General features: G+C 56.1%; 22 protein-coding genes. 18 read left to right on the top strand and 4 right to left on the bottom strand.

All coding sequences use genetic code 11. The features are described 5' to 3' along the window. The first annotated feature begins 5 nt into the window (after positions 1-5). From ACP3PW_RS08240 to ACP3PW_RS08200, 9 genes are all read left to right on the top strand, one after another. Positions 6-515, top strand: a complete 510-nt coding sequence (locus ACP3PW_RS08240; RefSeq protein WP_426416213.1) for a TRAP transporter small permease subunit — start codon at positions 6-8, stop codon at positions 513-515. Continuing rightward, on the top strand, positions 512-1834 hold the full coding sequence (locus ACP3PW_RS08235; protein WP_426416212.1) for a TRAP transporter large permease: 1323 nt from the start codon (positions 512-514) through the stop codon (positions 1832-1834). Before ACP3PW_RS08240 ends, ACP3PW_RS08235 begins: the two co-directional genes overlap by 4 nt. Before the next feature lie 104 nt (positions 1835-1938). After that, on the top strand, positions 1939-3030 hold the full coding sequence (locus ACP3PW_RS08230) for a TRAP transporter substrate-binding protein (protein ID WP_426416211.1): 1092 nt from the start codon (positions 1939-1941) through the stop codon (positions 3028-3030). A gap of 119 nt (positions 3031-3149) precedes the next feature. Continuing rightward, positions 3150-4520 (top strand): glutamine synthetase family protein, encoded by a 1371-nt coding sequence (locus ACP3PW_RS08225; protein WP_426416210.1) that lies wholly within the window; start codon positions 3150-3152, stop codon positions 4518-4520. 79 nt (positions 4521-4599) lie between these two features. After that, positions 4600-5991 carry an aldehyde dehydrogenase family protein gene (locus tag ACP3PW_RS08220; protein ID WP_426416209.1) on the top strand — a complete coding sequence of 464 codons (1392 nt, stop codon included), beginning with the start codon at positions 4600-4602 and terminating at the stop codon, positions 5989-5991. Further along, positions 5991-7136: an iron-containing alcohol dehydrogenase gene (locus ACP3PW_RS08215; protein ID WP_426416208.1), complete on the top strand. Its 1146-nt coding sequence runs from the start codon at positions 5991-5993 to the stop codon at positions 7134-7136. Before ACP3PW_RS08220 ends, ACP3PW_RS08215 begins: the two co-directional genes overlap by 1 nt. Positions 7137-7310: 174 nt before the next feature. Then, positions 7311-8255: an AEC family transporter gene (locus ACP3PW_RS08210; RefSeq protein WP_426416207.1), complete on the top strand. Its 945-nt coding sequence runs from the start codon at positions 7311-7313 to the stop codon at positions 8253-8255. Between the two features lie 150 nt (positions 8256-8405). Further along, the gene (locus ACP3PW_RS08205) at positions 8406-9866 is read left to right on the top strand and encodes a multiheme c-type cytochrome (RefSeq protein ID WP_426416206.1); all 1461 of its coding nucleotides are present in this window, start codon (positions 8406-8408) and stop codon (positions 9864-9866) included. 54 nt (positions 9867-9920) lie between these two features. Then, positions 9921-10490: a NapC/NirT family cytochrome c gene (locus ACP3PW_RS08200; RefSeq protein WP_426416205.1), complete on the top strand. Its 570-nt coding sequence runs from the start codon at positions 9921-9923 to the stop codon at positions 10488-10490. A gap of 54 nt (positions 10491-10544) precedes the next feature. Here the strand turns inward: ACP3PW_RS08200 and ACP3PW_RS08195 are convergent, their stop codons facing one another. Further along, positions 10545-11006 carry a MerR family transcriptional regulator gene (locus tag ACP3PW_RS08195; protein WP_426416204.1) on the bottom strand — a complete coding sequence of 154 codons (462 nt, stop codon included), beginning with the start codon at positions 11004-11006 and terminating at the stop codon, positions 10545-10547. A 74-nt stretch (positions 11007-11080) separates the two neighbouring features. Between ACP3PW_RS08195 and ACP3PW_RS08190 the strand changes: the two genes are divergently transcribed. The 7 genes from ACP3PW_RS08190 to ACP3PW_RS08160 all read left to right on the top strand — a co-directional run bounded on the left by ACP3PW_RS08190 (position 11081) and on the right by ACP3PW_RS08160 (position 18486). Then, positions 11081-12313, top strand: coding sequence for an NADH:flavin oxidoreductase/NADH oxidase family protein (locus ACP3PW_RS08190; RefSeq protein WP_426416203.1), 1233 nt, complete (start codon positions 11081-11083; stop codon positions 12311-12313). Between the two features lie 353 nt (positions 12314-12666). Beyond that, complete coding sequence (locus ACP3PW_RS08185) at positions 12667-15462, top strand: monovalent cation/H+ antiporter subunit A (RefSeq protein ID WP_426416202.1); 2796 nt, start codon at positions 12667-12669, stop codon at positions 15460-15462. Continuing rightward, a complete protein-coding gene (locus ACP3PW_RS08180; RefSeq protein ID WP_426416201.1) occupies positions 15463-15825 on the top strand; it encodes a Na+/H+ antiporter subunit C in 363 nt (120 codons plus the stop codon). Next, positions 15825-17333: a monovalent cation/H+ antiporter subunit D gene (locus ACP3PW_RS08175; RefSeq protein ID WP_426417024.1), complete on the top strand. Its 1509-nt coding sequence runs from the start codon at positions 15825-15827 to the stop codon at positions 17331-17333. Before ACP3PW_RS08180 ends, ACP3PW_RS08175 begins: the two co-directional genes overlap by 1 nt. Beyond that, positions 17330-17833, top strand: coding sequence for a Na+/H+ antiporter subunit E (locus ACP3PW_RS08170; protein WP_426416200.1), 504 nt, complete (start codon positions 17330-17332; stop codon positions 17831-17833). Before ACP3PW_RS08175 ends, ACP3PW_RS08170 begins: the two co-directional genes overlap by 4 nt. Further along, positions 17827-18096 carry a K+/H+ antiporter subunit F gene (locus tag ACP3PW_RS08165; protein WP_426416199.1) on the top strand — a complete coding sequence of 90 codons (270 nt, stop codon included), beginning with the start codon at positions 17827-17829 and terminating at the stop codon, positions 18094-18096. The genes ACP3PW_RS08170 and ACP3PW_RS08165 overlap by 7 nt, the downstream gene beginning before the upstream one ends. Positions 18097-18105: 9 nt before the next feature. Continuing rightward, on the top strand, positions 18106-18486 hold the full coding sequence (locus ACP3PW_RS08160; protein WP_426416198.1) for a Na+/H+ antiporter subunit G: 381 nt from the start codon (positions 18106-18108) through the stop codon (positions 18484-18486). A gap of 55 nt (positions 18487-18541) precedes the next feature. Here the strand turns inward: ACP3PW_RS08160 and ptsP are convergent, their stop codons facing one another. Beyond that, positions 18542-20794 carry a phosphoenolpyruvate--protein phosphotransferase gene (gene ptsP, locus ACP3PW_RS08155; RefSeq protein ID WP_426416197.1) on the bottom strand — a complete coding sequence of 751 codons (2253 nt, stop codon included), beginning with the start codon at positions 20792-20794 and terminating at the stop codon, positions 18542-18544. Positions 20795-20999: 205 nt separating this feature from the next. On the opposite strand from ptsP, the gene ACP3PW_RS08150 reads away from it, so the two are divergent. Next, complete coding sequence (locus ACP3PW_RS08150) at positions 21000-23102, top strand: mechanosensitive ion channel family protein (protein ID WP_426416196.1); 2103 nt, start codon at positions 21000-21002, stop codon at positions 23100-23102. After that, positions 23095-24069, top strand: a complete 975-nt coding sequence (locus tag ACP3PW_RS08145) for a zinc transporter ZntB (protein WP_426416195.1) — start codon at positions 23095-23097, stop codon at positions 24067-24069. Before ACP3PW_RS08150 ends, ACP3PW_RS08145 begins: the two co-directional genes overlap by 8 nt. Before the next feature lie 17 nt (positions 24070-24086). Here the strand turns inward: ACP3PW_RS08145 and ACP3PW_RS08140 are convergent, their stop codons facing one another. Next, the gene (locus ACP3PW_RS08140) at positions 24087-24536 is read right to left on the bottom strand and encodes an ATP-dependent zinc protease (protein WP_426416194.1); all 450 of its coding nucleotides are present in this window, start codon (positions 24534-24536) and stop codon (positions 24087-24089) included. 44 nt (positions 24537-24580) lie between these two features. Further along, a complete protein-coding gene (locus tag ACP3PW_RS08135) occupies positions 24581-25621 on the bottom strand; it encodes a succinylglutamate desuccinylase/aspartoacylase family protein (RefSeq protein WP_426416193.1) in 1041 nt (346 codons plus the stop codon).

Here is a 25621-nt window from a genome sequence, read left to right as displayed (position 1 = left end):
CCAGTATGCCCAAAGTGATCCGGCTCTACGTCCATTATGTTGATAAAGTGAACCGTTTCATCGGGCGCTGCGCGATGTACCTAGTATTTGCCATGATGGGAATATTACTCTACTCCTCTTTTATGAAAACCTTTGCCTCGCCTGTGCTCTGGTCTCTTGAGATGGCCCAGTTTGTGATGGTCACCTACTACCTGATCGGCGGCTCCTATTCGATGCAGGAAGATGGCCACGTGCGCATGGACCTGTTCTACAGCCAATGGACCGACAAGACCAAAACCATCGTTGATTGCGTCACCATTTTGTTCCTTATTACCTACCTCGGTTTTCTCCTCTACGGTGGCATCTATAGCACCGAGTATGCACTCAAGTATGGCGAGGAGAGCTATTCGGCCTGGGCGCCGTCGATGGTACCGATAAAAGTGATTATGGTGACCGGTATCTTCCTGATGCTACTGCAAGCGATCTCCTGCCTGTTTAAAGATATTGCCAAACTCAAAGGAGAGTCTCTCGCATGAGTTACGAGATGATAGCGCTGCTGATGTTCGCCTCGATGATGGTCATGCTGATGACCGGCCAACGGGTGTTTGCTGCGATCGGTTTCGTTGCCGTTATCTCCGCACTGCTGATGTGGGGTGACGGCGGTTCGGATATGGCGTTCAGCGCCGCGATGAAGTTGATGAAGTGGTACCCACTGCTGACACTGCCGCTGTTTATTTATATGGGGTATATGCTGTCGGAATCCGGCATTGCCGAAGACCTCTACAAGATGTTCCATGTATGGATGGGGCCGCTCAATGGCGGGCTAGCCATCGGCACCATTGGCTTGATGGTGGTGGTTTCAGCCATGAACGGCCTCAGCGTCGCGGGGATGGCCATTGGTGCCAGTATCGCCATGCCCGAGCTGCTGCGCAGAGGGTACGACAAGATCATGGTGACCGGTGTCATTCAGGCCGGTAGCTCCCTCGGCATTCTGGTTCCCCCCAGTGTCGTCATGGTGCTCTACAGCATGATCGCTCGCCAGCCGGTGAGTAAATTGTGGATGGCCGGGGTAATGCCCGGGCTCATGATGGCCACCCTGTTCGTGATCTACATCGTAGTGCGATGCCGCCTGCAGCCGGAGATGGGCCCGGCCCTGCCCGCAGAGGAGCGCAAGGTCCCCTGGTCCGAGAAAGTGGCGTTACTGAGCGCGGGTATCCTGCCGCTACTGATATTTTTCTCCATGACCGGAGCCTTTCTGCTGGGGTACGCGAGTCTGGTCGAAAGCGCTGCCTATGGCGCCGCCGCCGCTACCCTGGCCGCACTGTTCAAGAAGCGCCTGACGCGCAAGGTGATGGACGAAACGCTGAAAAAGACTCTGGTCATTAGCTGCATGTTTATGTGGATTATCCTCGCCGCACTCTGCTTCGGTGCGGTTTTTGATGGGCTTGGTGCGGTACGGGCGATCGAGGGTTTATTCGTTGACCAGTTAGGGCTCAGCCCCTGGCAAATTCTGATAATGATGCAGCTCTCCTACATCATCATGGGGATGTTTCTGGACGATACGGCAATGCTGGTGATTGTCGCGCCGCTGTTTATTCCCCTGGTCGGCGCCCTCGGCTTTGATCTGGTGTGGTACGGCATCCTTTACACAATTACCTGCCAGATCGCCTATATGACACCGCCCTTTGGCTACAATCTATTCCTGATGCGAGCAATGGCACCACCGGAAATATCCCTGGGAGACATTTATCGCTCGGTAATTCCCTTTGTCATCATTATGGCCGCCGCCCTGATCATGATCATGGTGTTCCCCCAAATCGCACTGTGGCTGCCCCAGACCTATTTTGGAAAATGATAGTTTCATACATTAACCCAATAGCGGAGGAATAAGCTGTAACCAAAAGTAGCCATTTGAACCTGATGATCCACGTACCAATGATCAATAAGTAGGAGAAAAGCATGACTGACAAGAAAGATAAGGATATAAGCGAGACAAATACTCGCCGCGATTTTCTGAAGAAAGCCGGAGCGGCATCCGCCGCCGTAGTAGGAACATCAGTGCTAGGCGCACCCGCAGTTCACGCGGCCAGCAACAAAAAAATTAAATGGCGACTACAAACCTACGCCGGCCCCGCTCTGGGAGAGCACGTCATCAAGCCCTCCATCGACGCCTTTAATCAGGTTGCCAACGGAGAGATGGAGATCGAGCTCTACTATGCAGACCAGCTGGTACCGACCGGTGAGCTATTTCGCGCCATGCAGCGCGGTACCATCGACGCCGTACAGAGTGACGATGACTCCATCGCAGCGCCTGTCGACATCTCAGTCTTTGGCGGTTACTTCCCCTTCGGCACCCGTTACAGCCTCGATGTCCCCGTTCTCTTTAACCAGTACGGCCTTAACGAGATCTGGAAAGAGGCGTACGACGAGGTTGAAGGCGTTACCTGGCTCGGCGCCGGCGCCTGGGACCCCTGCCACTTTGCAACGGTAGAACCGATCAACAGTCTCGCAGACCTCAAGGGCAAGCGGATATTCACCTTCCCTACCGCGGGTAAGTTCCTCTCCCGCTTTGGCGTAGTGCCGGTCACCCTGCCCTGGGAGGATATCGAGGTGGCGGTACAAACCGGTGAGTTGGATGGTATCGCCTGGTCCGGTATTACCGAGGATTACACCGTCGGTTGGGCCGACGTCACCAATTACTTCCTCACCAACAACATCTCCGGTGCCTGGGTCGGCTCCTACTTCGCCAACTCCGAGCGTTGGGATGCATTGCCAGAGCACCTGCAGACCCTGTTCAAACTGACGATGGATAGCTCACACTACTATCGCCAACACTGGTACTGGGGTGGCGAAGCCCAACTGCGTACCGGCGGCAGCAAGATGAAGCTGACGACTATTCCTGACGCTGAGTGGGCAACCGTGGAAGCGGAAGCGCACAAGTTCTGGGATGAGATCGCGGCCAAGAGCGACCGCAACGCACGGGTGGTTAAGATCCTCAAGGAATACTCCGAGGTGATGGCAAAAGCTGGAAAACCCTACCGCTACAGTTAGGGCCACCCGGTCAGTGGCACTGGAATACCCGGAGGCAAATCTGCGGGTATTCCAATCCGCTAATTATTGGAAAACAGCTCCAATATCTTTTCAATTGTTACGCAGAAAAGGGTAAGAAAATGGCAGGAAAAATGACTCTCGAAGAACTCAAGGCCGCGGTCCACAGCGGGGATATCGATACCGTGCTGGCGTGTCAGGTTGATATGCAAGGGCGCCTGATGGGCAAGCGATTCCAGGCCGAGTTTTTTATCGACGGAGCCTGGCAAGAGACCCACTGCTGTAACTATCTGCAAGCCACCGATATGGAGATGGAAACCGTCTCCGGCTACAAGTCGACCGGCTGGGAAGCGGGCTATGGCGACTATGTCATGAAACCCGATCTCGCCACCCTGCGCCGAATCCCCTGGCTAGAGGGCACCGCACTGGTTCTGTGCGACATGCTCGATCACCACACCCACGAAGAGGTGGCACACTCTCCGCGTGCCATTTTGAAAAAACAGGTTGCACGGCTTAAGGCCATGGGAATGAAGCCCTTTATGGCCACCGAACTGGAGTTCTTCCTGTTCAAGGACAGCTACGAGCAAGCCCACGCGAAGGGCTACCGCAGCCTGGATCTGGTCAGCACCTACAACGAGGACTATCACATCTTCCAAACCACCAAGGAGGAAAACGTGATGCGGGCGATCCGCAACGGTTTGCAGGGCGCCAACATCCCCGTGGAAAACTCCAAGGGCGAGGCCGCAGCCGGACAGGAGGAGATCAACGTGCGCTACGCCGAGGCGCTGACGATGGCAGACAATCACTCCATCATCAAAAACGCCTGCAAGGAGATCGCCTGGCAACAGGGGCAGTCGGTCAGTTTTATGGCCAAGTGGAATTATGACTCCGCCGGCAACTCCTCCCACGTGCACCAGTCGTTGTGGTCACTGGAAGGCACCCCTCTGTTTTACGACCCAAAAGCCGAGCACGGAATGTCTACCCTAATGCTTCAATACATGGCAGGACTGCTCCACAACGCCGGTGAGATCACCTACTTCCTGGCACCTTACATCAACTCCTACAAGCGCTTTGTCGAGGGCACCTTCGCCCCCACAAAAGCGATCTGGAGCATGGATAACCGTACCGCAGGCTATCGCGTGTGCGGAGAAAACAGCAAAGCGGTACGCGTCGAGTGCCGGGTCGGCGGCGCCGACCTCAACCCCTATCTCGCGATGGCAGCATTAATTGCCGCGGGCATCGATGGCATCGAAAACCAGCGCCAACTGGAGCCTGAGTTTAAGGGCGATGCCTACAAGGGCGGTGACGACGTACGTCAAATTCCCACTACCTTGCGCGATGCGGCAACGGCGCTCAATGACTCTGCCATGCTACGCGCTGCGTTTGGAGATGACGTAATCGATCACTATGTCCATGCCGCACGCTGGGAGCAGTTTGAGTACGACCGCAGGGTCACCGACTGGGAAGTGCAGCGCGGTTTCGAGCGAGCCTGAATAAGTCTATTTTTACCCAATCTTTCGCGCGCTACAGGGCGACCCAACTGCCCTGGCGTCCACCTTTGAGAGTATGTCCATGAGTAACATTAAAACGCTTAAGTGCATTAGCCCTATTGATGGCTCGGTTTATGCCGAGCGGGAAGTGCTATCGGCTGTCGATGCACAACACAGGATAGACGCGGCACGCGCCGCACAATCTGAGTGGTCATCACGTCCCTTGAGCGAGCGTGTAGCCCTGGTGCGTGCCGGCGTCGAACGTCTGGGGCAGATGAACGATGAGATCGTCCCTGAGTTGGCACGCATGATGGGCAGGCCCATTCGCTACGGAGGGGAATTCGGAGGCGTTCACGAACGCGCCAGCTATATGGCCGATATCGCCACTGACGCTCTAGCGCCGATTATTGTTGAAGCATCGGATACCTTCGAGCGCCGAATTCAGCGCGAACCCCACGGCGTTGTGCTGGTAATCGCGCCCTGGAACTACCCCTACATGACGGCGATCAACACCGTGGCTCCGGCCCTGATCGCCGGCAACGCCGTAGTGCTGAAGCATTCCACCCAAACTCTGGTCGTAGGTGAGCGTATGGTTGAAGCCTTTTCTGAGGCCGGTCTGCCCGCGAACCTCTTTATCAATATCTTCTCCGACCACGGCACCATGGAGCAGCTTATCGCCCAGCGCCAGTTCGACTTTATCAATTTCACCGGATCGGTCGGTGGCGGCCAGGCGATCGAACGCGCGGCCGCTGGCACCTTCACCGGACTGGGGCTCGAACTCGGAGGCAAAGACCCCGGTTACGTGATGGAAGATGCCGATCTCGATGCTGCGGTCGACACATTGATTGATGGCGCCATGTTTAACTCCGGCCAATGTTGCTGTGGCATCGAACGCATCTATGTACACGCCAGCCTCTACGAGGCCTTTGTCGAAAAGGCGGTCAATATCGTCTCGGCCTACACGCTGGGTAACCCGCTCGATGATTCCACCACCCTGGGTCCCATGGCCAACAAGCGCTTCGCCCTGGAGGTACGTGCCCAGATCAGCGAAGCCATTGATGACGGCGCCCGCGCCATGATCGACCCGGCACTGTTTCCCGCAGACGATGGTGGTGCCTACCTGGCACCGCAAATATTAACCCACGTCACCCACGATATGCGGGTGATGCGCGACGAAAGTTTCGGCCCGGTAGTGGGAATCATGAAGGTCGAGAGCGATGCCGAGGCGATCTCATTGATGAACGATTGCGAGTTCGGTTTAACCGCCTCGTTATGGACCACCGACGCCTCACGGGCCGCCGTCATCGGCGATCAGCTGCAAACCGGCACGGTCTTTATGAATCGCGCCGACTACCTGGACCCGGCCCTGTGCTGGACCGGCTGCAAAAATACCGGTCGCGGCGGCGCCCTTTCAACAATCGGGTTCCACAACCTGACCCGACCCAAGTCCTACCATTTCAAGAGGATCACCTGATGTCACTGACCGCCAACTGGAGCTATCCCACCGCAATCCGCTTTGGCGCCGGACGCATTACCGAACTGGCCGACGCCTGCCAACAACTGGGCATCAAACGCCCGTTACTGGTCACCGATAAGGGGCTGGCATCGCTTCCGATTACGACCTCCACCCTCGACCTGATGCAACGAGAGGGTCTGGGGCGTGCGCTCTTTTGCGAGGTTCACCCCAACCCCGATGACCACGCTCTGGATGCCGGACTTGAGGTTTACCGCAGCGGCAACCACGACGGCGTTATCGCTTTCGGTGGTGGCTCGGGCCTCGACCTGGCTAAGTTGCTGGCCTTTATGGCGGGGCAGACCCGTTCGGTATGGGACTTTGAAGATATCGACGACTGGTGGACACGGGCCGACGCCGATGCGATCGCACCGATTATCGCCGTACCCACCACCGCGGGTACCGGATCGGAAGTAGGACGCGCATCGATTCTCACCAACTCCGCCACCCACGTTAAGAAGATTATCTTTCACCCGAAGATGCTGCCTTCGATCGTTATCTGCGACCCGGAACTGACGGTGGGAATGCCCTCGGTGATCACTGCCGGCACCGGGCTGGATGCGTTTATTCACAGCTTCGAGGCTTACTGTTCGCCCTTTTATCACCCCATGTCCCAGGGCATCGCCCTTGAGGGTATGCGACTGGTGAAGGAGTACCTGCCCCGCGCCTTCGCCGACGGTAGCGACATCGAAGCCCGTGGGCATATGATGAGTGCCGCAGCCATGGGTGCGACGGCCTTCCAGAAAGGGTTGGGGGCGGTACACGCACTCTCCCACCCGGTCGGCGCGGTCTATAACACTCCCCATGGCATGACCAACGCCATCGCCCTTCCTGCCGTAATCCGCTTTAATCGTCGCGCCATTGAGGAGCGCGTTGAGCCGCTGGCGGCTTATCTGGGGATAGCGGGGGGCTTTGACGGCTTCCTGGAGTGGGTAATCGAATTTTCCGAGGCGATGGATGTCCCCAAATCCCTCAGCGCACTTGGGGTCGACCGCAAGCAGATCGAGCTGCTGGCACAGATGGCGGTCGATGATCCCAGTGCAGGAGGCAATCCGATCCCCCTTACCGTTGATGCAACACGGACGCTCTACCAAGAGCTGATCTAGCAACCCTTGCTACACCCGCCCCTGCGGGTGTAGCAGACTTTCATCTTGCTACCACCGCCTAATGGCAATGCCCCCCTCCAGGCCTCAGAATAGGGGTGCGGTCACTGTCGAAGATCAGCACCGTCCTAAATACCCCTGCCGTCAACCAACCCGGATCTTAGCCTGCTATTTTTTATGAGCGACTTTACTCTTATCTTCGTGGTGATGATTGCTGGCTTTTCACTGGGACAACTGCTTTTCGGCTGGCGCCCCGAGTCCAGCGCCCACTGGCGGTCACTGGCCGTTGCACTGGCGCTGCGCATCACCGTACCGATCTCCATTTTGCTGGCCATGTGGAACCTGCAGCAGTTGCACTGGGCGCTGGCGTGGCTCCCCCTGATCGGTGCTGCCATCATGCTGGCCGGATTTTTCCTCGGGCTGGGACTCAGTCGCCCGCTGGGTATGAGCCCTGCAGATCGGGCGGTTTATGGGCCCAGCGGCGGTTTCGTTAATCTGGGTGCCCTGGGTTCACTAACCCTGTTTGTCTATCTGGGTGAGCCCGGCCTGGCACTTTTGCCACTGTACAAACTGTTCGAAGAGCTGATCTATTTTGGACTTCTGTTCCCCTACGCCCGCCGGCATGGCATCGGCCAGGCCGACACCCCCGCCGCCGTATGGAAAGACCCGGTCCTGCTTTCGGTGGTTGGGTGCTGGCTCTGTGGCATGGTGCTGAATCTGGCGGGTATCTCGCGTCCCCTGTGGATGGGATCGGTTACCTCAATATTAGTGCCTGCCAGCTCCTTTTTGCTCATGATCTCGGTGGGGCTGGTGTTTCGTTTCCGGGCGCTATTGCCGGAGCTGGGCCGAGCGCTTCCCATATCGCTGCTGCGGGTTGTACTCTTACCCGCGCTGGGGCTGGGGATGGTTTGGCTGCTGGGACTGCAACAGGTCAATGGAGGCCTGATTGCCGCGACCGTATTGATTCTGGCCAGTATGCCCGCCGCAGTCCTTACCATCGTACCGGCGGCACTGTTCGGTTTAAACCAGGGGCTGGCTAATGCCTGCTGGCTGGTGAGTAACCTGGCCTTCCTGGCCTGGCTCCCTCTGGTACCGCTGCTGCTTGATCTTATCCAACCTTAGTGCCCCTTCCATCGCTATCCCATGCACCCGATTCTTGATCTCAATCAAGGTGGTTTTGACCATCCGATCTACTATCAACAGTATCTGCCCGGAGATGGTAGTACCGTGTGGTAATAATAACCCCAGCAGGAAGCTCGCGAGGATTTTACCATGGATACCCGACGTCATTCGCTTGCCGTTGCGCTCTGTACAGCGCTGGCAACTCTTCTCTTTCTTGTCTCATCTCCCAGCATGGCTGCCGCCAAATCGCTGGTTTTGAAACCCTTTAAACAACTCAGTCAGGAAAGCGCCGAGTGTGCTGCCTGCCACAAGGAGAAAAACCCCTCTGTCTACGCCCAATGGGGTCGCTCCAAACACTACGGTGCCAATGTTGGCTGCTATGAATGTCACCAGGCGGAGCCCGGCGATAAGGACGCCATTCAACACGAAGGCGAGACCATCGCCATCATCGTCTCCCCCAAGGACTGCGCTTCCTGCCATAGCGCCGAAGTTGACGAGTTTGCCAAGAGCCATCACGCCAAGGCAGGCCAGATCATCGGCTCACTGGATAACTTTCTCGCAGAGGTCGTCGAAGGCGCACTGACCTTTAACGGCCAATCCCCGGCAGCGGTGAATGGTTGCTGGCAGTGCCATGGCTCGGAAGTGAAGGTGATGGAAAACGGCGATCTCGACCCGACCACCTGGCCCAACACCGGCATCGGCCGCCTTAATCCCGATGGTTCCGTGGGCGCCTGTACTGCCTGTCACCAGCGCCACGAGTTTTCCATGGTGCAAGCGCGCCGGCCTGAAGCCTGCGGCAAGTGCCACCTGGGCCCTGACCACCCCCAGAAAGAGATCTATGAAGAGTCCAAGCACGGCATCAATTTTTACGCTAACGTCGACCGCATGAACCTCGATTCTGCCAAGTGGATAGTGGGCGAAGACTATGACGCTGCACCTACCTGTGCCACCTGCCACATGTCAGCGACCCGTGAACAGCCCATCACCCACGATGTGGGTGATCGTATCAGCTGGACACTACGCCCCGCGGTTTCCGAGAAGATCGACGCCAAGGCCAAGGCCCAGGGTAAAGAGGTGAAATCCTGGGAGGACCGCCGTAGGGATATGACCGATGTCTGCCAGTCCTGTCACACCAAATCCATGATCGATAGCTTCTACCAGCAGTTCGATTCACTGGTCAATCTCTACAACGACAAGTTTGCCAGCCCCGGTAAAACCCTGATGGGAACCCTGAAGAAGGAGAAGATGCTCACCGATGTCGGGTTCGACGAAGAGATCGAGTGGACCTGGTTCTACCTCTGGCACCACGAGGGTCGCAGGGCTCGTCATGGCGCGGCCATGCAGGCTCCCGACTATGTGCAGTGGCACGGCATGTTTGAAGTCGCCGAGCGCTTCTACGTGGAGATGGTTCCACAGTATCTGGAGGTCGTCGAAAAGGCTGAACATGCTGGCAACACAGCTGGAGCAGAAAGAGCCCGCAAGGTTCTTGACGAAATCCTGGCGCGACCTGAGCACGCATGGTTCACCGGCAAAGAACCGGAAAATGTAAAGAAAGCTCGTAAGGAAGCACAGGCTGCATTCAAGGCCCGTTACTTGAATGAAAGTAAGTAGCAACCGGGAGGAGGGAGCACGCTCCCTCCACTTCCCTCAACAGAGGAGGTTATTGTGAACCATGTTGAGAATAATAAAACCCGGTGGCAACGTTTGTGGCAATGGCTCAAAAAGCCACTACTGCTCGGAATCCCCATCGGTGTAGTGCTGTTGTTTCTGGGGGCCGGTTCGTTCCAGGGAGTTATGGTGCTCTCGAACCAGAACGCCTTCTGTTTCAGCTGTCACCTGACGATGGATACCATTGTTCAGGAGTACCAGGCATCGAGCCATTATGGAGACGGCATCGATATTCCGGCCACCTGCGCGGACTGTCATGTTCCCCATCCCTTCCTGGAAAAGATGAAGGTAAAAATCGTCGCTATCGCTGATATTTACCACATGATGGCCGGCACTGTGACCAAGGAGAACTTCGAGTCACTGCGACCCGCAATGGCCGAGGGCGTCTGGGAGGTAATGAAAGCAAACGATTCCAGTACCTGTCGGAATTGCCATCAGGGTGACAACTTTGTCCTGGAGCAACAGCCGCAACGCGCTCGACTGAATCATCAGCAGATGGCCAGTCGCGGCGAAACCTGCATCGATTGCCACCAAGGACTAACCCACAACCGTATTGTTGAAAAATAATACCGCAACTGAAGGGCCGCACTAGCGGCCCTCTTACTCCTTACCCGGCTCGCGCTACCTCTCCTCCTTTGAGCACTCGCTAGACGGCGGGGCGACAGGGGGAGACCTATCCGCCGTAGCGCTGGCCAAACGTTCCAATTCAGCCAAGGGTACACAGCTCCCTTTTGACCAGTATCGATCCAACGTGCCGAGCAGCAGTTGCACATGGTGCTGCTGGTTGGCGAGCAGTTGTTGCATCGCCGTGATCTCCTCCTCCCGCTGCTGCAGCCGCGCCCTGAGGGCAGCTTTCTGTTCCTGCGGTTTGGTATCCTGCCCCACCATCGTAGCGATCTGATCCAGCGGCAGCCCAAGATTTTGTGCATACTGAATCATCTGCAAGCGCATCACTGCACTGGGCGGATAGTGACGATAGCCATTCCCACTGCGATCAGCCGCCGGCAGCAGCCCCCGCCGCTCGTAGAACCGAATAGCCGAAGCTCGCACCCCGGTGCGTTTAGCCAACTCCCCTATCTGCACAACAGCCTCTTGACCTTAAACCCTGCTTTAACCTTATAGTAGCCTGACCATCTCTATATATGAAGGCTCCCGTTATGCAATCGTCCCCACTCTTTACTCCGCTACCACTTCCCTGCGGCGCCACCTTGCCCTCGCGCCTGACCAAGGCGGCCATGGAGGAGGGGTTAGGCGAACTGGGCCAGCGACCGGGTAAAGCGATCTTCGGGCTTTATCGTCGCTGGGCCGAAGGCAAGATCGGATTGATGATTACGGGTAACGTCATGGTCGATCATCGCGCCATGACGGGCCCCGGCGGTATCGTGCTGGAGCGGGACACCGACCTGAAACCCTTTCAGACCTGGGCTACAGCCGGCAAATCCGGCGGTGGACAGCTGTGGATGCAGATCAACCATCCCGGCAGGCAGGTTTACGCGGCAATGGAGGGCAACGTATGGTCACCTTCCGATATCCCCCTTGATCTGGGCAAACACTCCACTCTTTTCGGCCAACCGGTCCCGATGAGCGAAGCCCAGATAGAGGAAACCATCCAGCGGTTTGCCGACACCGCGTGCCAGGCAGAAGCTGCAGGCTTTGATGGTGTTCAGGTCCACGCGGCCCATGGCTATCTGATCTCACAGTTTCTCTCCCCCCTCACCAACCACCGCAATGACCGCTGGGGAGGCTCACTCGAAAACCGCGCCCGCCTGCTACTTGAGGTCGTGCGGGGTATCCGTCAGCGGGTCGCTCCGGGGTTTGCAGTTGCCGTAAAGATCAATTCGGCTGATTTTCAGCGCGGCGGCTTCGATGAAGCCGATGCACGGGCCGTCGTCGAGTTACTGAACAGGGAGGCGGTGGATGTAGTCGAACTCTCCGGGGGCAGCTACGAAAGTCCCGCTATGCAGGGCCGCACGGCTGACCAGCGCACTCTGGCACGGGAGGCCTATTTTCTGGAGTTTGCCCGCGGGATCGCCACGGCCGCCCAAATGCCAGTGATGACGACCGGTGGCATCCTCCATCGCCAAACCGCCGAACAGGTGCTCACCGAGGGCGTCGATCTGGTTGGACTGGGCACCGCACTGGCGATGACACCTGACCTTCCCCTACGCTGGCAACAGGGCGAATACGCCGCCTCGCGCCCGCAAGTAAACTGGAAAGACAAAACTCTCAGCGCCTTGGCCGTGATGGCGCTTGTGCGCAGGCAGATTCATCGTCTCGGTGCAGGAAAGCCCGTACAGGCGAGACTTTCTCCTGTTTATACCCTGATGATGGACCAGTGGCGCAGCTCACGCCTTACCCGTCGTTACAAGAGGTGGCGCCAGCAAACCTAAGGGAGATCGCTCTTCACTTTTGTGCCGGATGCTGTGTCGATGTCATAGAGATAGCTGTGTCGATGCCCAGAGAGACAACTATCTCTACTGCTCCCTGTGCCCCCTGCTGTATCCTGCTGCTTGACGATCCATGCTGGGCGCAGGGCGACGCTTGCTCGCATTTCCACCGGCCGACTGAGCCTTTAGCCCGTACGCCAAAGGCTATTGACCCCAGAACCAGCCGACGCCTTATGGACTACTCTTTTCAATCTGGATATTCTTAACATCCTATTCGGGCCGCACTGGCGCTTTGATCATGAATCAACCAACCTCGGTGCAGCTTAACCTTTTGAACAATGGAACACCTCCACGCTATGAGCCTTATCTGGATACCGTTACTGCCGATGTTCGGTACCCTGATGCCCCTGCTCAGCGCTCGCTGGGGTCGAAGTGTCTGCGCACTCTTTACCTCACTGGCACCGGCCCTGGCGTTGGCGATTGTGCTCAGCTACTTGCCACAGGTGTTCGCCGGCAACTCGATACAGAAAACCATTAGCTGGATTCCAGCCATTGGGCTGGAGATCTCTTTCCACCTGGACGGCCTGGCTCTGCTTTTTGCCTTACTCATTCTGGGTATCGGCCTGCTGATCATTTTATACGCTCGCTACTACCTGTCCGATAAAGATTCCATGGGGCGTTTTTACTCCTACTTGATCCTGTTTATGACCGCGATGCTGGGCATCGTGCTATCCAACAACCTGATCCAGCTATGGATCTACTGGGAACTAACCAGTATCAGCTCCTTTTTGCTCATCAGTTTCTGGTCTCACAATAGCGATGCCCGCAAGGGCGCACGAATGGCCCTCAGCGTTACCGGCGCCGGTGGCCTGGCACTGCTCGCCGGCTTGCTGATGATGGGCGGCATCGTAGGCAGTTACGACCTGCAAACCGTACTCGCCAGTGGCGACCTGATTCGCAATAGCAGCCATTACTCGACAGTTCTGATTCTGGTGCTACTCGGTGCCTTTACCAAATCGGCCCAGTTTCCGTTTCACTTCTGGCTACCCCACGCCATGGCGGCCCCCACCCCGGTCAGCGCCTACCTGCACTCGGCGACCATGGTCAAAGCCGGTCTGTTCCTGCTAGCGCGTTTTTTCCCGGTCTTGGCGGGTACCGAACAGTGGTTCCTGATCGTGAGCCTGACCGGGTTGGCAACACTGCTACTCGGTGCCTACATCGCCCTGTTCAAACATGACCTCAAGGGGTTGCTGGCCTACTCGACGATCAGCCACCTGGGTCTCATCACCCTGCTACTCGGACTCGATAGTCGGCTCGGCGCCGTGGCGGCGGTGTTCCACATCATCAACCACGCAATCTTCAAGGCGTCGCTGTTTATGGCTGCCGGTATCATCGACCACGAGTCCGGCTCCCGGGACATGCGCAAACTCAACGGGCTGTGGAAATATATGCCCTACACCGCCACTCTGGCGATGGTTGCAGCCGCCTCCATGGCAGGCGTCCCTCTCTTTAACGGTTTCCTCTCCAAGGAGATGTTCTTTGGTGAAACCCTCGATCAGGGGGCGTTAGGTTCACTCTCGTGGATGATCCCGGTCCTCGCCACCGTGGGCGCCACCTTCTCGGTTGCTTACTCAATTCGCTTTATCCACGACGTCTTCTTTAACGGCGAGCCGATCGATCTGCCCCGCACCCCCCACGAGCCGCCCCGCTACATGAAAGTACCGGTAGAGATTCTGGTGGGGCTCTGCCTGCTGGTAGGCATGTTCCCCGAATTTATCGTCGGCGACCTCCTGGCTTCCGCATCCAACGCGGTACTGGGGGGAGCGCTGCCGATCTACAGCCTCTCGATCTGGCATGGTTTTAACCTGCCCCTGATGATGAGCCTTGTAGCGATGGGCGGCGGCATGCTGATCTACCATAACCGCCGCAATCTATTCCGCTTCCAGGCACAGTTTCCCGAAACCGATGCCAAGGTGGTGTTTGACGACGCCGTACAGTGGGTATTTTCTCGCTGTGCGATCTTTATGGAATGGCTGGAGAATGGATCCCTGCAACGCTACATGCTCTGCCTGATGCTATTGGCGCTGGCCCTGATCGGGGCACCGATGATGGAGCTGAACGCCACCGCTGGTTTGCGCCCTCAAATCCCCCTGAACAACGTCATGAACGCCGCCGCGATACTGCTGTGCCTGTGTGCACTGGCGACCGTAATCTGGCACCGCAAGCGCCTGATCGCCCTGCTGATGCTCTCCGTCGTCGGCCTGATCGTTTCCATCAGCTTCGCGGTATTTTCTGCGCCCGACCTGGCACTCACCCAGCTGCTGGTCGAGGTTGCCACCATCATCCTGCTATTACTTGCGCTGTTCTTTCTGCCCCAGCGCACTCCCAAGGAGTCCAGCCCCTCTCGAATCGTGCGCGACCTTGGTATTTCGGCGATGATTGGCGGCGTAATCGGTACCATCAATTACGCGATCATGACGCGCCCACTGGACAGTATCTCCGACTTTTTTATTGCCAACAGTAAAACCGGCGGCGGTGGTACCAACGTCGTCAACGTGATTCTGGTGGACTTCCGGGGCTTTGATACCTTTGGCGAGATCACCGTACTCGGCATCGCCGCCCTCGGCATCTACAAGCTGATCGCCCAGATGCGCATCTTCATGCCCTCCGGCGATATGGACGGACGCGCCTGGGCAACCGATAAGCACCCGATGATTCTGGGTGTCATCTCCCAGGGCTTATTACCCCTGGCGCTGTTAGTGTCGGTCTTTATCTTCCTGCGCGGGCACAACCTTCCCGGCGGCGGTTTTATCGCGGGACTGATTACCGCGATCGCCCTGATCCAGCAGTACGTTGCCCATGGTGTCGACTGGATGAAACTGCGTCTGAAACTCGATTACCAGTGGCTCATCGGTAGTGGACTACTGATCTCATTTACCACCGGTGGGGGCAGCTGGCTGTTCGGACGCCCCTTCCTGTCCAGCTGGTTTGATTACGTCACCCTGCCGATCGTCGGCAAATTCGAACTCGCCAGCGCCATGTTGTTTGACCTGGGCGTTTATCTCACTGTTATCGGTGCGGTGCTGCTGATACTTGCCAACCTGGGCAAGCTCACCACCGGTGAGCGCCCGACCCAAACGGAGCACGAATAGATGGAAGCGCTCTACGCCCTCTGCGTTGGTGTCCTCACCACCTGCGGTATATTCCTGACCCTGCGCGGGAGAACATTTCCGGTTGTTATGGGCATCACCCTGCTCTCCTATGCGGTCAACCTGTTCCTTTTTTCCAGCGGCCGTTTGGTACTAAACGGCGCCGCCATTTTGGGGGTATCCAACCACTACGCCGACCCCCTGCCACAGGCACTGGTGTTAACCGCTATCGTTATCGGCTTTGCCATGACCGCGTTTGTCGTCATCCTCGCCATGCGTGCCCGGGCTGACCTGGGCAATGACCACGTTGACGGGCGCCCCCCCATAGACAGCGGCCGCAACGAACACCGGAAGGATCGCCCATGATGCAGCACCTGGCGATTCTGCCGATACTGATCCCACTGCTGGTGGCTATCTTGCAACTGCTGCCACCGCTGCAGAACAACATTCATCGCCAGCGCGTCAGCTCACTGCTGGCACTGCTCATCCTGCTGGCGATCAGCGCTCTGCTGCTCGTAACCAGTAGCGACCAGACCCAAATTTATGCCCTCGGCGGCTGGAGCCCCCCCTTTGGTATCGTACTGGTGGCCGACCGGTTGGCGGCGATGATGGTGATGCTTACCGGCGTTTTAGCGTTCGGGGCCCTGCTTTACGCCAGCTCCGGTGAGGACAATACAGGGATGTACTTCCACCCCCTGTTCCTGTTCCAGCTCACCGGTATCAACGGTGCCTTTCTTACCGGCGATATCTTCAACCTGTTTGTGTTCTTTGAAGTTTTGCTGATCGCCTCCTATGCGCTGCTTATTCACGGCGGCGGCAAACAGAAAACACTCTCCAGTGTGCACTACGTAACCCTGAATCTGGTGGGGTCAGCGTTCTTCCTGTTCGCGCTCGGCATCCTGTATGGCACCCTTGGAACCCTCAATATGGCGGACATGGCCAGCGCGGTCTTCAAGCTCAACGCCCAGGAGGCGGTGCTGGCGCAAGCCGGCGCACTGCTACTGCTGCTGGTGTTTGGGCTCAAGTCCGCGATGCTGCCACTCCACTTCTGGCTGCCCCGCACCTACGCCAGCGCCAGCGCGCCGGTTGCGGCCCTTTTCGCAATTATGACCAAGGTAGGTATCTACAGTATTTATCGTGTGCACGGCGTCATATTTGGCGACGGCGCGGGCCTCCTTGCCAACGTTGCCAACCCCTGGATCTGGCCACTGGCTATTCTCACACTGATCATCGGCACCATCGGCGTCTTGGCCAGCCCGACTCTGCGCACGATGACCGCCAACCTGGTACTGGTTTCGGTAGGCACCCTGCTGCTGACCCTGGTGATCGGTGGCGGAGCCGGCCTCGGCGCGGGCCTGTATTACATGCTGCATACCACACTGGTAACCGGGGCTCTGTTTTTGGTTGCCGACCTGATCAGCAAACAGCGCGGCAAAGCGGAGGATCGCTTCGTCCCCTCTCGCCCCATTTTTCAAGCGGGGATTCTCGGCGCCCTGTTTTTTATCGCCGCCATGTCGGTGGCGGGCCTGCCTCCCACTTCTGGCTTTGTCGGCAAGGTATTGATTCTGCAGGCGTCTAATGGCAGTAGCGGTATGTTGTGGGTGTGGTCCCTCCTGCTGATCAGCGGCCTGGGGGCTCTGGTGGCTATCTCCCGTGGCGGTACCACCCTGTTTTGGAAAGTATCCGGAGCCCATACCGACGCCCAACCAGCCCCCCTCACGCAGCTGGTTGCGGTGGTCTGGTTACTCGTCGCAGCATTACTATTGGTGGTATTTGGCGGCCCCGTTACCGAATTTACCAACTCAGCCGCTGACCAGTTGCAGCAATCCTACCCCTCGGTAAAAGAGATGATGAACAGGGTGAATCAGCCATGAGCAACAACGACTCTTTCCGTTTGTTCCCCCACCCCGGGACCAGCATACTGCTGCTCATCGTGTGGTTATTACTGAATAACAGCATCGATCCTGGCCATATCGTACTGGGCTCGTTACTGGGCATCGTAATTCCGCTTCTTACCGCACCACTGCAATACCCCCAGCCACCAATGCGTAAACCCGGACTCGCCATCTATTATGTACTGCAATTGGTGTGGGATATTATCCTCTCCAACTTTCAGGTCGCACGTCAGGTACTGGGCCCCATCGACCGGCTCCGCCCCGCGTTTATCGCCGTCCCGCTGGAACTGGAGGCCGAGGTGGCCATCGCCATTCTGGCCAACACCATATCCCTCACCCCCGGTACCGTCAGCGCCGACCTGTCCGAGGATCATCGCTGGCTCTACGTGCACGTTTTAAACCTGCACGATGAGGATCAACTGATTCGCACGATCAAGCAGCGTTACGAAGCTCCTCTGAAGGAGATCTTCCCATGCTAGAGAGTGCCATATTACTCTGTGGCTCCGTCATCGGGCTGGCCCTGCTCCTCAACCTGTGGCGCCTGTTAAAGGGCCCTTCGCTGCAAGATCGCATCCTGGCGCTGGATACCATGTATATCAACGCTATCGCACTGATCCTGCTGCTCGGCATGCACATGGGCTCACCCCTCTATTACGAGGGCGCTCTGTTGATCGCGTTACTGGGATTCATTAGCACCGTAGCGGTGGCTAAATACCTGCTGCGCGGCGACATCATCGAATAGGGAACCCGTATGGACTTTGCAATAGAGATACTGCTCACCGCGATACTGCTGCTCGGCGGAACCATGCTGCTGGTCGGGTCGATCGGACTGGCGCGCCTACCCGACTTCTATACCCGACTGCATGCGCCCACCAAGGCCACTACGATGGGGATTGGCTGTTTAGTATTGGCCTCGATGATCGACTTCGCCGTCTACCATGACACCCTCACCTTTAAAGAACCTGTTATTACACTGTTTCTGTTGATCACCGCCCCGGTCACCGCTTATATGCTCAGCAAATCGGCACTGCATCACGGACTACGCCCTGTACGACGCACCCAAAACCAGTCCCTGATCGATAACATTCGTGATCGACGCCCTCCGCCGGAACGCAACAAGCCCCTGGGTTAACATTTTTTTCACAGCAAACAGGTCACTCCCACTAACTCGCGGAGGCAATGGGCTGTTAAGGATGAGGTAGCTGTAACTTCTTGTCCCGCAGAAACTGCTCTACACGCGCCCGAACCCGGGTCGCGCTATCGAGTTGCGACACCAGCGCCCAGAGTTCGCGAGCATCCTCCGCTCGGAGCGATCTCAACAACGCTTTCATGCGGGGTAAACGCGGCGCGCTCAGACTCAAAGTCTCGACCCCCATCCCCAGCAATAACACAACCGCAACCGGGTCAGAGGCCATCTCCCCACACACACTGAGCGACAGCTTGCAGCGCTTTGCTATATCAATCACCCGCTCAATCTCTGTCAACACCGATGGGTGTACCGGGTCGTAGCGCTGAGCCACCCGAGCGTTGTTTCGATCCAGCGCCAACAGATACTGGCTGAGGTCATTGGAACCAATAGAGACAAAATCGATACGTCCAGACCAGCGCTCAAGCAGGGAGATAGTGGCAGGCACCTCCACCATCACCCCCAGCGCAGGCCGCAACACTCTGTACCCCTCAGTCTCGAGTTGCTGGCACGCATCATTCAGCAACACGATAAAGCTATCGAGCTCTTCGCTGGAGCTGATCATAGGCAACAGAATATGCAACTTGTCACTGCCCCCGGCTGCCCGCAGCATCGCTCTAACCTGCGTCATCAAAAGCTGCACGTTGTCGAGGCAAAAACGTATACCACGCCAGCCCAGGGCAGGGTTCTCCTCATTGGCAATGGGAAAATAGGGCAGTTGCTTGTCTCCACCAATGTCCAGCGTTCGCATGGTTACCGGCTTCCCTGCGTAAGCCTCCATAACCGTCCTGTAGATCGAGACCTGCTCCTCTTCGGAGGGAAAACTGTTGTGCACCATAAACGGAATTTCAGTTCGATAGAGGCCAACACCCTCCGCCCCATTGCGCAGGCCGGGTTCAATATCCGTCAGCAACCCGGTATTAGTGAACAAACGTACATTCACCCCGTCAAGGGTACGCGCCGGAAGGTCTCTCAAACCTTCCAGCTGGGTCAGCAGCTCCTTATCCTCCTCTACCAGTTTCCGAAACTCGGCTACAAGGGATGGACCTGGATGCAGGATCACCTCACCCTGGTTACCATCAACGATAATGGTTTCGCCGCCCACGATCCCCCGTAAAGAACCTACACCAAGAACCGCAGGAACCCCCATCGCCTTGGCCACAACAGCCGTATGCGAAAGTGACGAGCCCTCGTAACAGACCACACCCATTAATTGGTGCGGAGGAACCTGGGCCATTTCTGCAATACCTACCTGGGCCCCCACCAGCACCACGGGGCCCTCGATCGGCGCACGCTGCAGGCTCTCGCCTAGCCAGGCACCGTAAAGCTTGTTGCCTAAATGATGGATATCCTCATGGCGTGCTCGCAAATATGGATCATCCATAGACAAAAACAGCTCGGATAGCTGCTGAATACTACGTTTCAAGGCACTGGGCAGGTCGTGGCCCTGACGAATGCTTTGCTCCACACTGTCGATGAGAGCCTTGTCAGCCAACAACAATTGATACGCATCGAATATCGCGGATATGGCGCTCGATAACTGAGGCGTCAGGTCGCGCTGCTGCTCACTGATATCTACCCGAACCCGCTGTAATAGCTGGTGCCATTGTTGCACCGCTTCCTCTATATCTGCACACTCACAGTCGGCGACGCCATAAAGCTCGGCACCGCCACAGAGCCAGACACTACCGATACCCACCCCACTGGCGCCCTTTACCCCGGACTGGCGAATATTAATAGCGGGCGCGCCAGCATCCTTCGCTTGCTGTACCAGGGAAACGCCATCGAGGAGCAGGCTAAGCTGGGACGCCAGCGTCACCAGGAAGGCATCTTCCTCCTGGGAGATCTTGCGCGACTGGCGCCCCTGTACCACCAGCACACCGATCACTTCACCTCGGCGTATCAGGGGGACACCGCAGAAGCTCTCGAAAAGCTCCTCATGGGTTTCTGCAAGGTAGAGATAGGCAGGGTGTTGCTGGGCGTTATCGGTATTGATCGAGTGGCGACTGTCTGCCACCAACCCCACCAAGCCCTTACCCTTGGGCAAGCGCGCGCGACCCACCGCCGATGCGTCCAGTCCATGGGAGGCCAGCAGTAGCATGTCGCCACTGTCAGCGGACATATAGAGGCTACAGACATCGACCGCCATCGACTCGCTAATCAGCTCGACGATCATTTTCGCCTGCTGCCAAGGATCTTCGCTTCCCGAGACCGCTTGCGCGATTCGGGCCAGCTCGAGTATTACGTTTTTCATAGTATACCCATCAAAATGGAGTCATTAGGCTACTGAACCCGACCGGGAGTTCTTCCCGATACTATTCTAATTAACTCAGATACCCCTGCCAGTGCAAGCCTGAGTGCATTAAACGCCCGATAGAAAAACGGACTACTAGGCGCAGTTACACCCTACTATACTCAGGGTCACGCTACCTGTACTTTAAAACCCACGGATGACAATAATGCGATCGCTTCTGCTCAGCCTGCTACTTCTATTCACACCGGCCCTTGTTGTTAGCGCCGAAACCTCCAAACCGGCGACTCCTGCCGTGAATATAGAAAAACTCACTCCCAATTGGTGGACGCTACTCGAAGGCATGAGCGTTGAGGAGCGTCGTGATTACCTGAAGGAGGTGGAATCCCAATTGCGATCGGGACTGGGCTCTACCAACGAGGCGTCTACCCAACAAACGCTTGCAACCATCTATTCAGTTATCAAGGCGATCAGCTCTACTTCCAATAAGCTGTTGCTTGTGGCCGATCTACCCGGCGCCCTCGACACCTACAACGTCTCCCAATGGCTCGACCTGTTTCAGCACCAGGTAAAATATGACAACCAACTACTTGCTTATAGCCATGAGGCAAGCACCACGACCGACCTTATCGATGAGCTACGTACTAGTGTTTCCAACGAATTGGTGCGCTACCGGGACGCACCTGAAACCTCCACTGAACGACTTCGGGTGGCTGCTGTATTAATACGCCACCAACTTGAACTGGCCATGGCCGACCATCAAGATAAGCGCCTAAAGCAAGCGATCGCCCTGCTAAAACAGCGAAAAAACGAGCTATCTACCCTGCAAGAGTTGGCTGTGCAACGCCTCACACCTGACCCGGATAACCAAAAAAAACTCGAGCAACGCTTGCTTGACCTGAAGACGCGAATTTCTGACAGCAGCCTCACTGACAATACATCTCAATTACTGGTAACCGCCTCACTCTCCTCCTCAACGGAGTCAGTACAGAACATTGACAGGCGCCTGAAGAGTTTTCAGTCCAACGCGCAATGGCTAAACCTAAGGGCTCAGCAGGCCAGCCTTGAGCTTGAACTAATGATAGAAAGAGGTATTTCAGGAACCCACCTGCCGTTGCCTCCCCCCCAGCAGCAGACCTGGGACGAACTGGAGACACTTCTGAAAAAATCCAATAGTGACTTTACCGATCTGCTAACGTCTCTCGAAATATCCAGCGAGTTTTTGAGTTCAGCTAAAGTAAAAAACGCGTGGGGAGCCCTCAGTGGAGCGCGGCAGATGATGCAAGGAGTCTCCTACCGCATCCGTCAAACCCATTATCTGTTTATCGGCTATGAGGCCATTGCACTCGGCCAGCGTAGTTGGTGGTCGCTGGAAAATTTCTCTATCGGCCGCATGGCAAAAGCCACCCTCGGTGAGGTCGAACTCCTCTGGGATTACCCGCTGTTCTCCGTCAACGAAGCGCCGGTTACCTTCGCCAGCCTGACCGGATTTGTGGTCATTCTTTTGTTGGCGATTACGCTCTCCTCGCTAATTCGAAGGGGGATTATGCGCTTCGGAGAGTCCCGCAAAAACGTGTCTGAGTCCGCGCTGTTCACAATCGGGCGCATCTTCCATTACGTAATTATCACGGCAGGATTACTGATCGCCTTTTCCGCCCTGGGGCTCGACTTCTCCAACCTGGCGATCATCTTTGGCGCCCTCGGCGTCGGTATCGGCTTTGGCCTGCAGTCGATCTTTAACAACTTTATCTCTGGCCTGATTCTACTGTTTGAACGCCCGTTGAAGGTCGGCGACCTGGTCGAGCTGGAGTCCGGCGTACGCGGACGAATCAAGTCGATCAACGTACGCAGCACCCAAATTAGCACCTGGGACAATATCGACATTCTGGTACCGAATTCCGAGTTTATTAGTGGGCGCGTCACAAACTACACGTACAACGATGACTTTCGCCGTTTACACATACCCTTTGGTGTTGCCTATGGCAGCGACAAAGAGGAGGTTAAAAAAGTCACCCTCAGTGCAGCTCTGGCGGTAAAACTAACGATCAATACCAAGGATCGCGCTCCCGATGTATGGCTGGTCAACTTTGGCGACAATAGCCTGGATTTCGAACTGGTAGTCTGGGTCCGCGGAAACCAATTACCTCGCCACGCTAATCCCGTTTCGATCTATCTTTGGGAGATTGAATCCGCACTGACCGACGCAAACATCGAAATACCTTTCCCTCAAAGGGACCTGCACCTGCGATCCATCGATGGCTCTGTCAGCACTCAGCTGACAGTTTCCCGTACCGGAGACCACCATGACTAACAGCACAACGGGCCTGATCTATGGCTTTTATCTTAACGGAGATAACAAGGGATCTCCCTGTCGATGGGAGGATATAGAATCAGGGTTACCGTCGACGCCCGTTTGGCTGCATTTTGACTATACCGATAAACAGGCCCAACATTGGCTGCAACAGCGGTCAGAAATAGAACCGCTAGTAGCCGACGCGCTGCTCAGCGAAGAGACTCGCCCACGGACTAGCCTGATTAATGGCGAGTTACTCGTCGCCCTGCGCGGGGTTAACCTGAGTCCGGGCCAGGACCCTGACGATATGGTCTCAATACGCATCTGGAGCGATGGGAAACATGTTATCAGCACCCGCAGGCGACGCCTGTTGTCTGCCCAGGATCTGGCTTTCAGTATTGCGGCAGGAACCGGTCCCGATAGTGCCGGTGCCCTGATTTGCGAGCTTACTGCTAACCTGATTTCACGCATGCAACAGACTCTCGGCAACATCGATGAGACAGTTGACGGTTTGGAAGAACGGCTTCTTCTGTCAATCGCAGGACTTCAACGGGGTGAAGTAGCCGGCATACGGCAACAGGTGATCTCCATTAGACGCTACTTGTCGCCACAGCGCGAGGCCATGTTGCAACTGCAATCAGAAAAGATTCTCTGGATCGATAACAACAATCGTTTGCGCCTGAGGGAGACGACCGACGTACTAACCCGTTATATCGAAGACCTTGACTCCATTCGAGACCGGGCGGCGGTCATCCACGAAGAGATCAACAACCGGCTTGCGGAGCGTATGAACAACCGCATGTACGTGCTTTCCATCGTTGCCGCCATCTTCTTACCACTAGGATTTTTTACCGGTTTACTGGGCATTAATGTGGGAGGTATTCCCGGCTCAGAAAACCCCTATGCGTTCATGGTATTTTGCGTTTTCCTGACAACTATCGTTGGAATTCAGGCTTGGCTGTTCAAAAAGAAAGGTTGGTTCTAAGATCACAAACACAAAACTCACTTACACAGGCCATTGTTTAGCACATACTCCAGTGCCGGATCGACGATCATATGATCACCCATCGCTTGACGCCCCAATAGCATAAGATACGACATTTCTGAGCGGTCAGTGAGGGTAAGCTGTATGGTCCAATCGTCGTTACCCATGCAGATACGAGTATCAATCAGGTAACGCTTTTGAAAAGTTCCATTGGAGCTCTTGACCTTGCGCAGACTGACAACAGGGGCTTCCCTGCGCACAATCGACTCTACCTGATGGATATCTGGATGAATATCAAATCGAACCCAGACCTCTCCATCACGTGATAGCTCTTCAATATTATCTACATGAAGCGATGACGTTTGCGCGCCGGTGTCGATACGCACATGAAGTCCATAAATATCGAACTCCGGCAGGTCACACTGTTCAATCCCCCCTACCAGCATTTTTCCATTCAATGTTTCCAACGCGTCAGCCTCTTTATGCAAACTTCCCCAAAAAGTTGCCCCAATTACCCCGTCACTTCGCCCGATGGCTCTGTTTCCGGCTCCGGAATAAGGTGATCCTGCATCAATCCAAGGCTTTCGAGAACCTCGTCGGGTTTATGAAAGTACGCGATGTGATACATCGCCTCACCTTCCTGAACCAAAGGTATATTTTGCTTACCGATAATAATACCCTCATACTTGGTCTCAACCGTATTCAAAACCTCGCCATAGGGGTCCTTAATCACTGCCAGTTCGTCGCCTTTTTTGACGTAGTCTCCCAACTCCTTAAGATGGGTAATAAAGCCACTTTCAGATGCACGTACCCAGGCACTCTCGCGAGCCTCGAAAGGCTCGACCGGAGAGCGAGTACGCCTCTTTGGCAACATACCCAGGTGCCGCATAACATTAATCACTCCCCTATAGCCGGCGCGAATGGAAAGCTCATCAAAACGTAAGGCTTCACCTGCCTCATACAAAAGAACCTTCACCCCCAAACCTGATGCACTCTCACGCAAAGAACCATCACGCAGATTTGAATTGACCATGACCGATACACCGAATGCACGCGCCATATCCCGAGTTTCTTTGTCATCGAGATTAGCCCGTATCTGGGGCAAATTACTGCGGTGAATGGCCCCCGTATGAAGATCTATTCCATAGTCGCATTTAGAAACAATTTCCTTAAGAAAAAGGTTGGCAACCCTGCCCGCGAAGGAACCCCGTGTTGAGCCTGGAAACGATCGGTTAAGGTCGCGCCGGTCAGGAAAATAACGGCTTTGACTCAACACCCCGTAAACATTCACGATCGGCACCGCGATCAACGTCCCACTCAAACTCTTCAACGACTTGCTCTTCAACAGGCGGCCGATAACCTCCACCCCGTTAAGCTCATCACCATGAATCGCGGCACTTACAAAGAACGTGGGACCCGCGCGTTTCCCCCGCTGTACATACACAGGAATTCCCATGCTCGTATCGGTGTAAAGCCGCACAGTAGGGAGCTCTATGCGCTTAGTCTCTCCGGGCTTGACCTCTACGCCACCGATCTGGAACTTATCTGCCAC

Source organism: Aestuariirhabdus sp. LZHN29, assembly GCF_049985285.1.
Taxonomy (GTDB): Bacteria; Pseudomonadota; Gammaproteobacteria; order Pseudomonadales; family Aestuariirhabdaceae; genus Aestuariirhabdus.
Note: the sequence above shows the minus strand (reverse complement) of the source record. Positions and strands in the feature narration are given on the sequence as shown.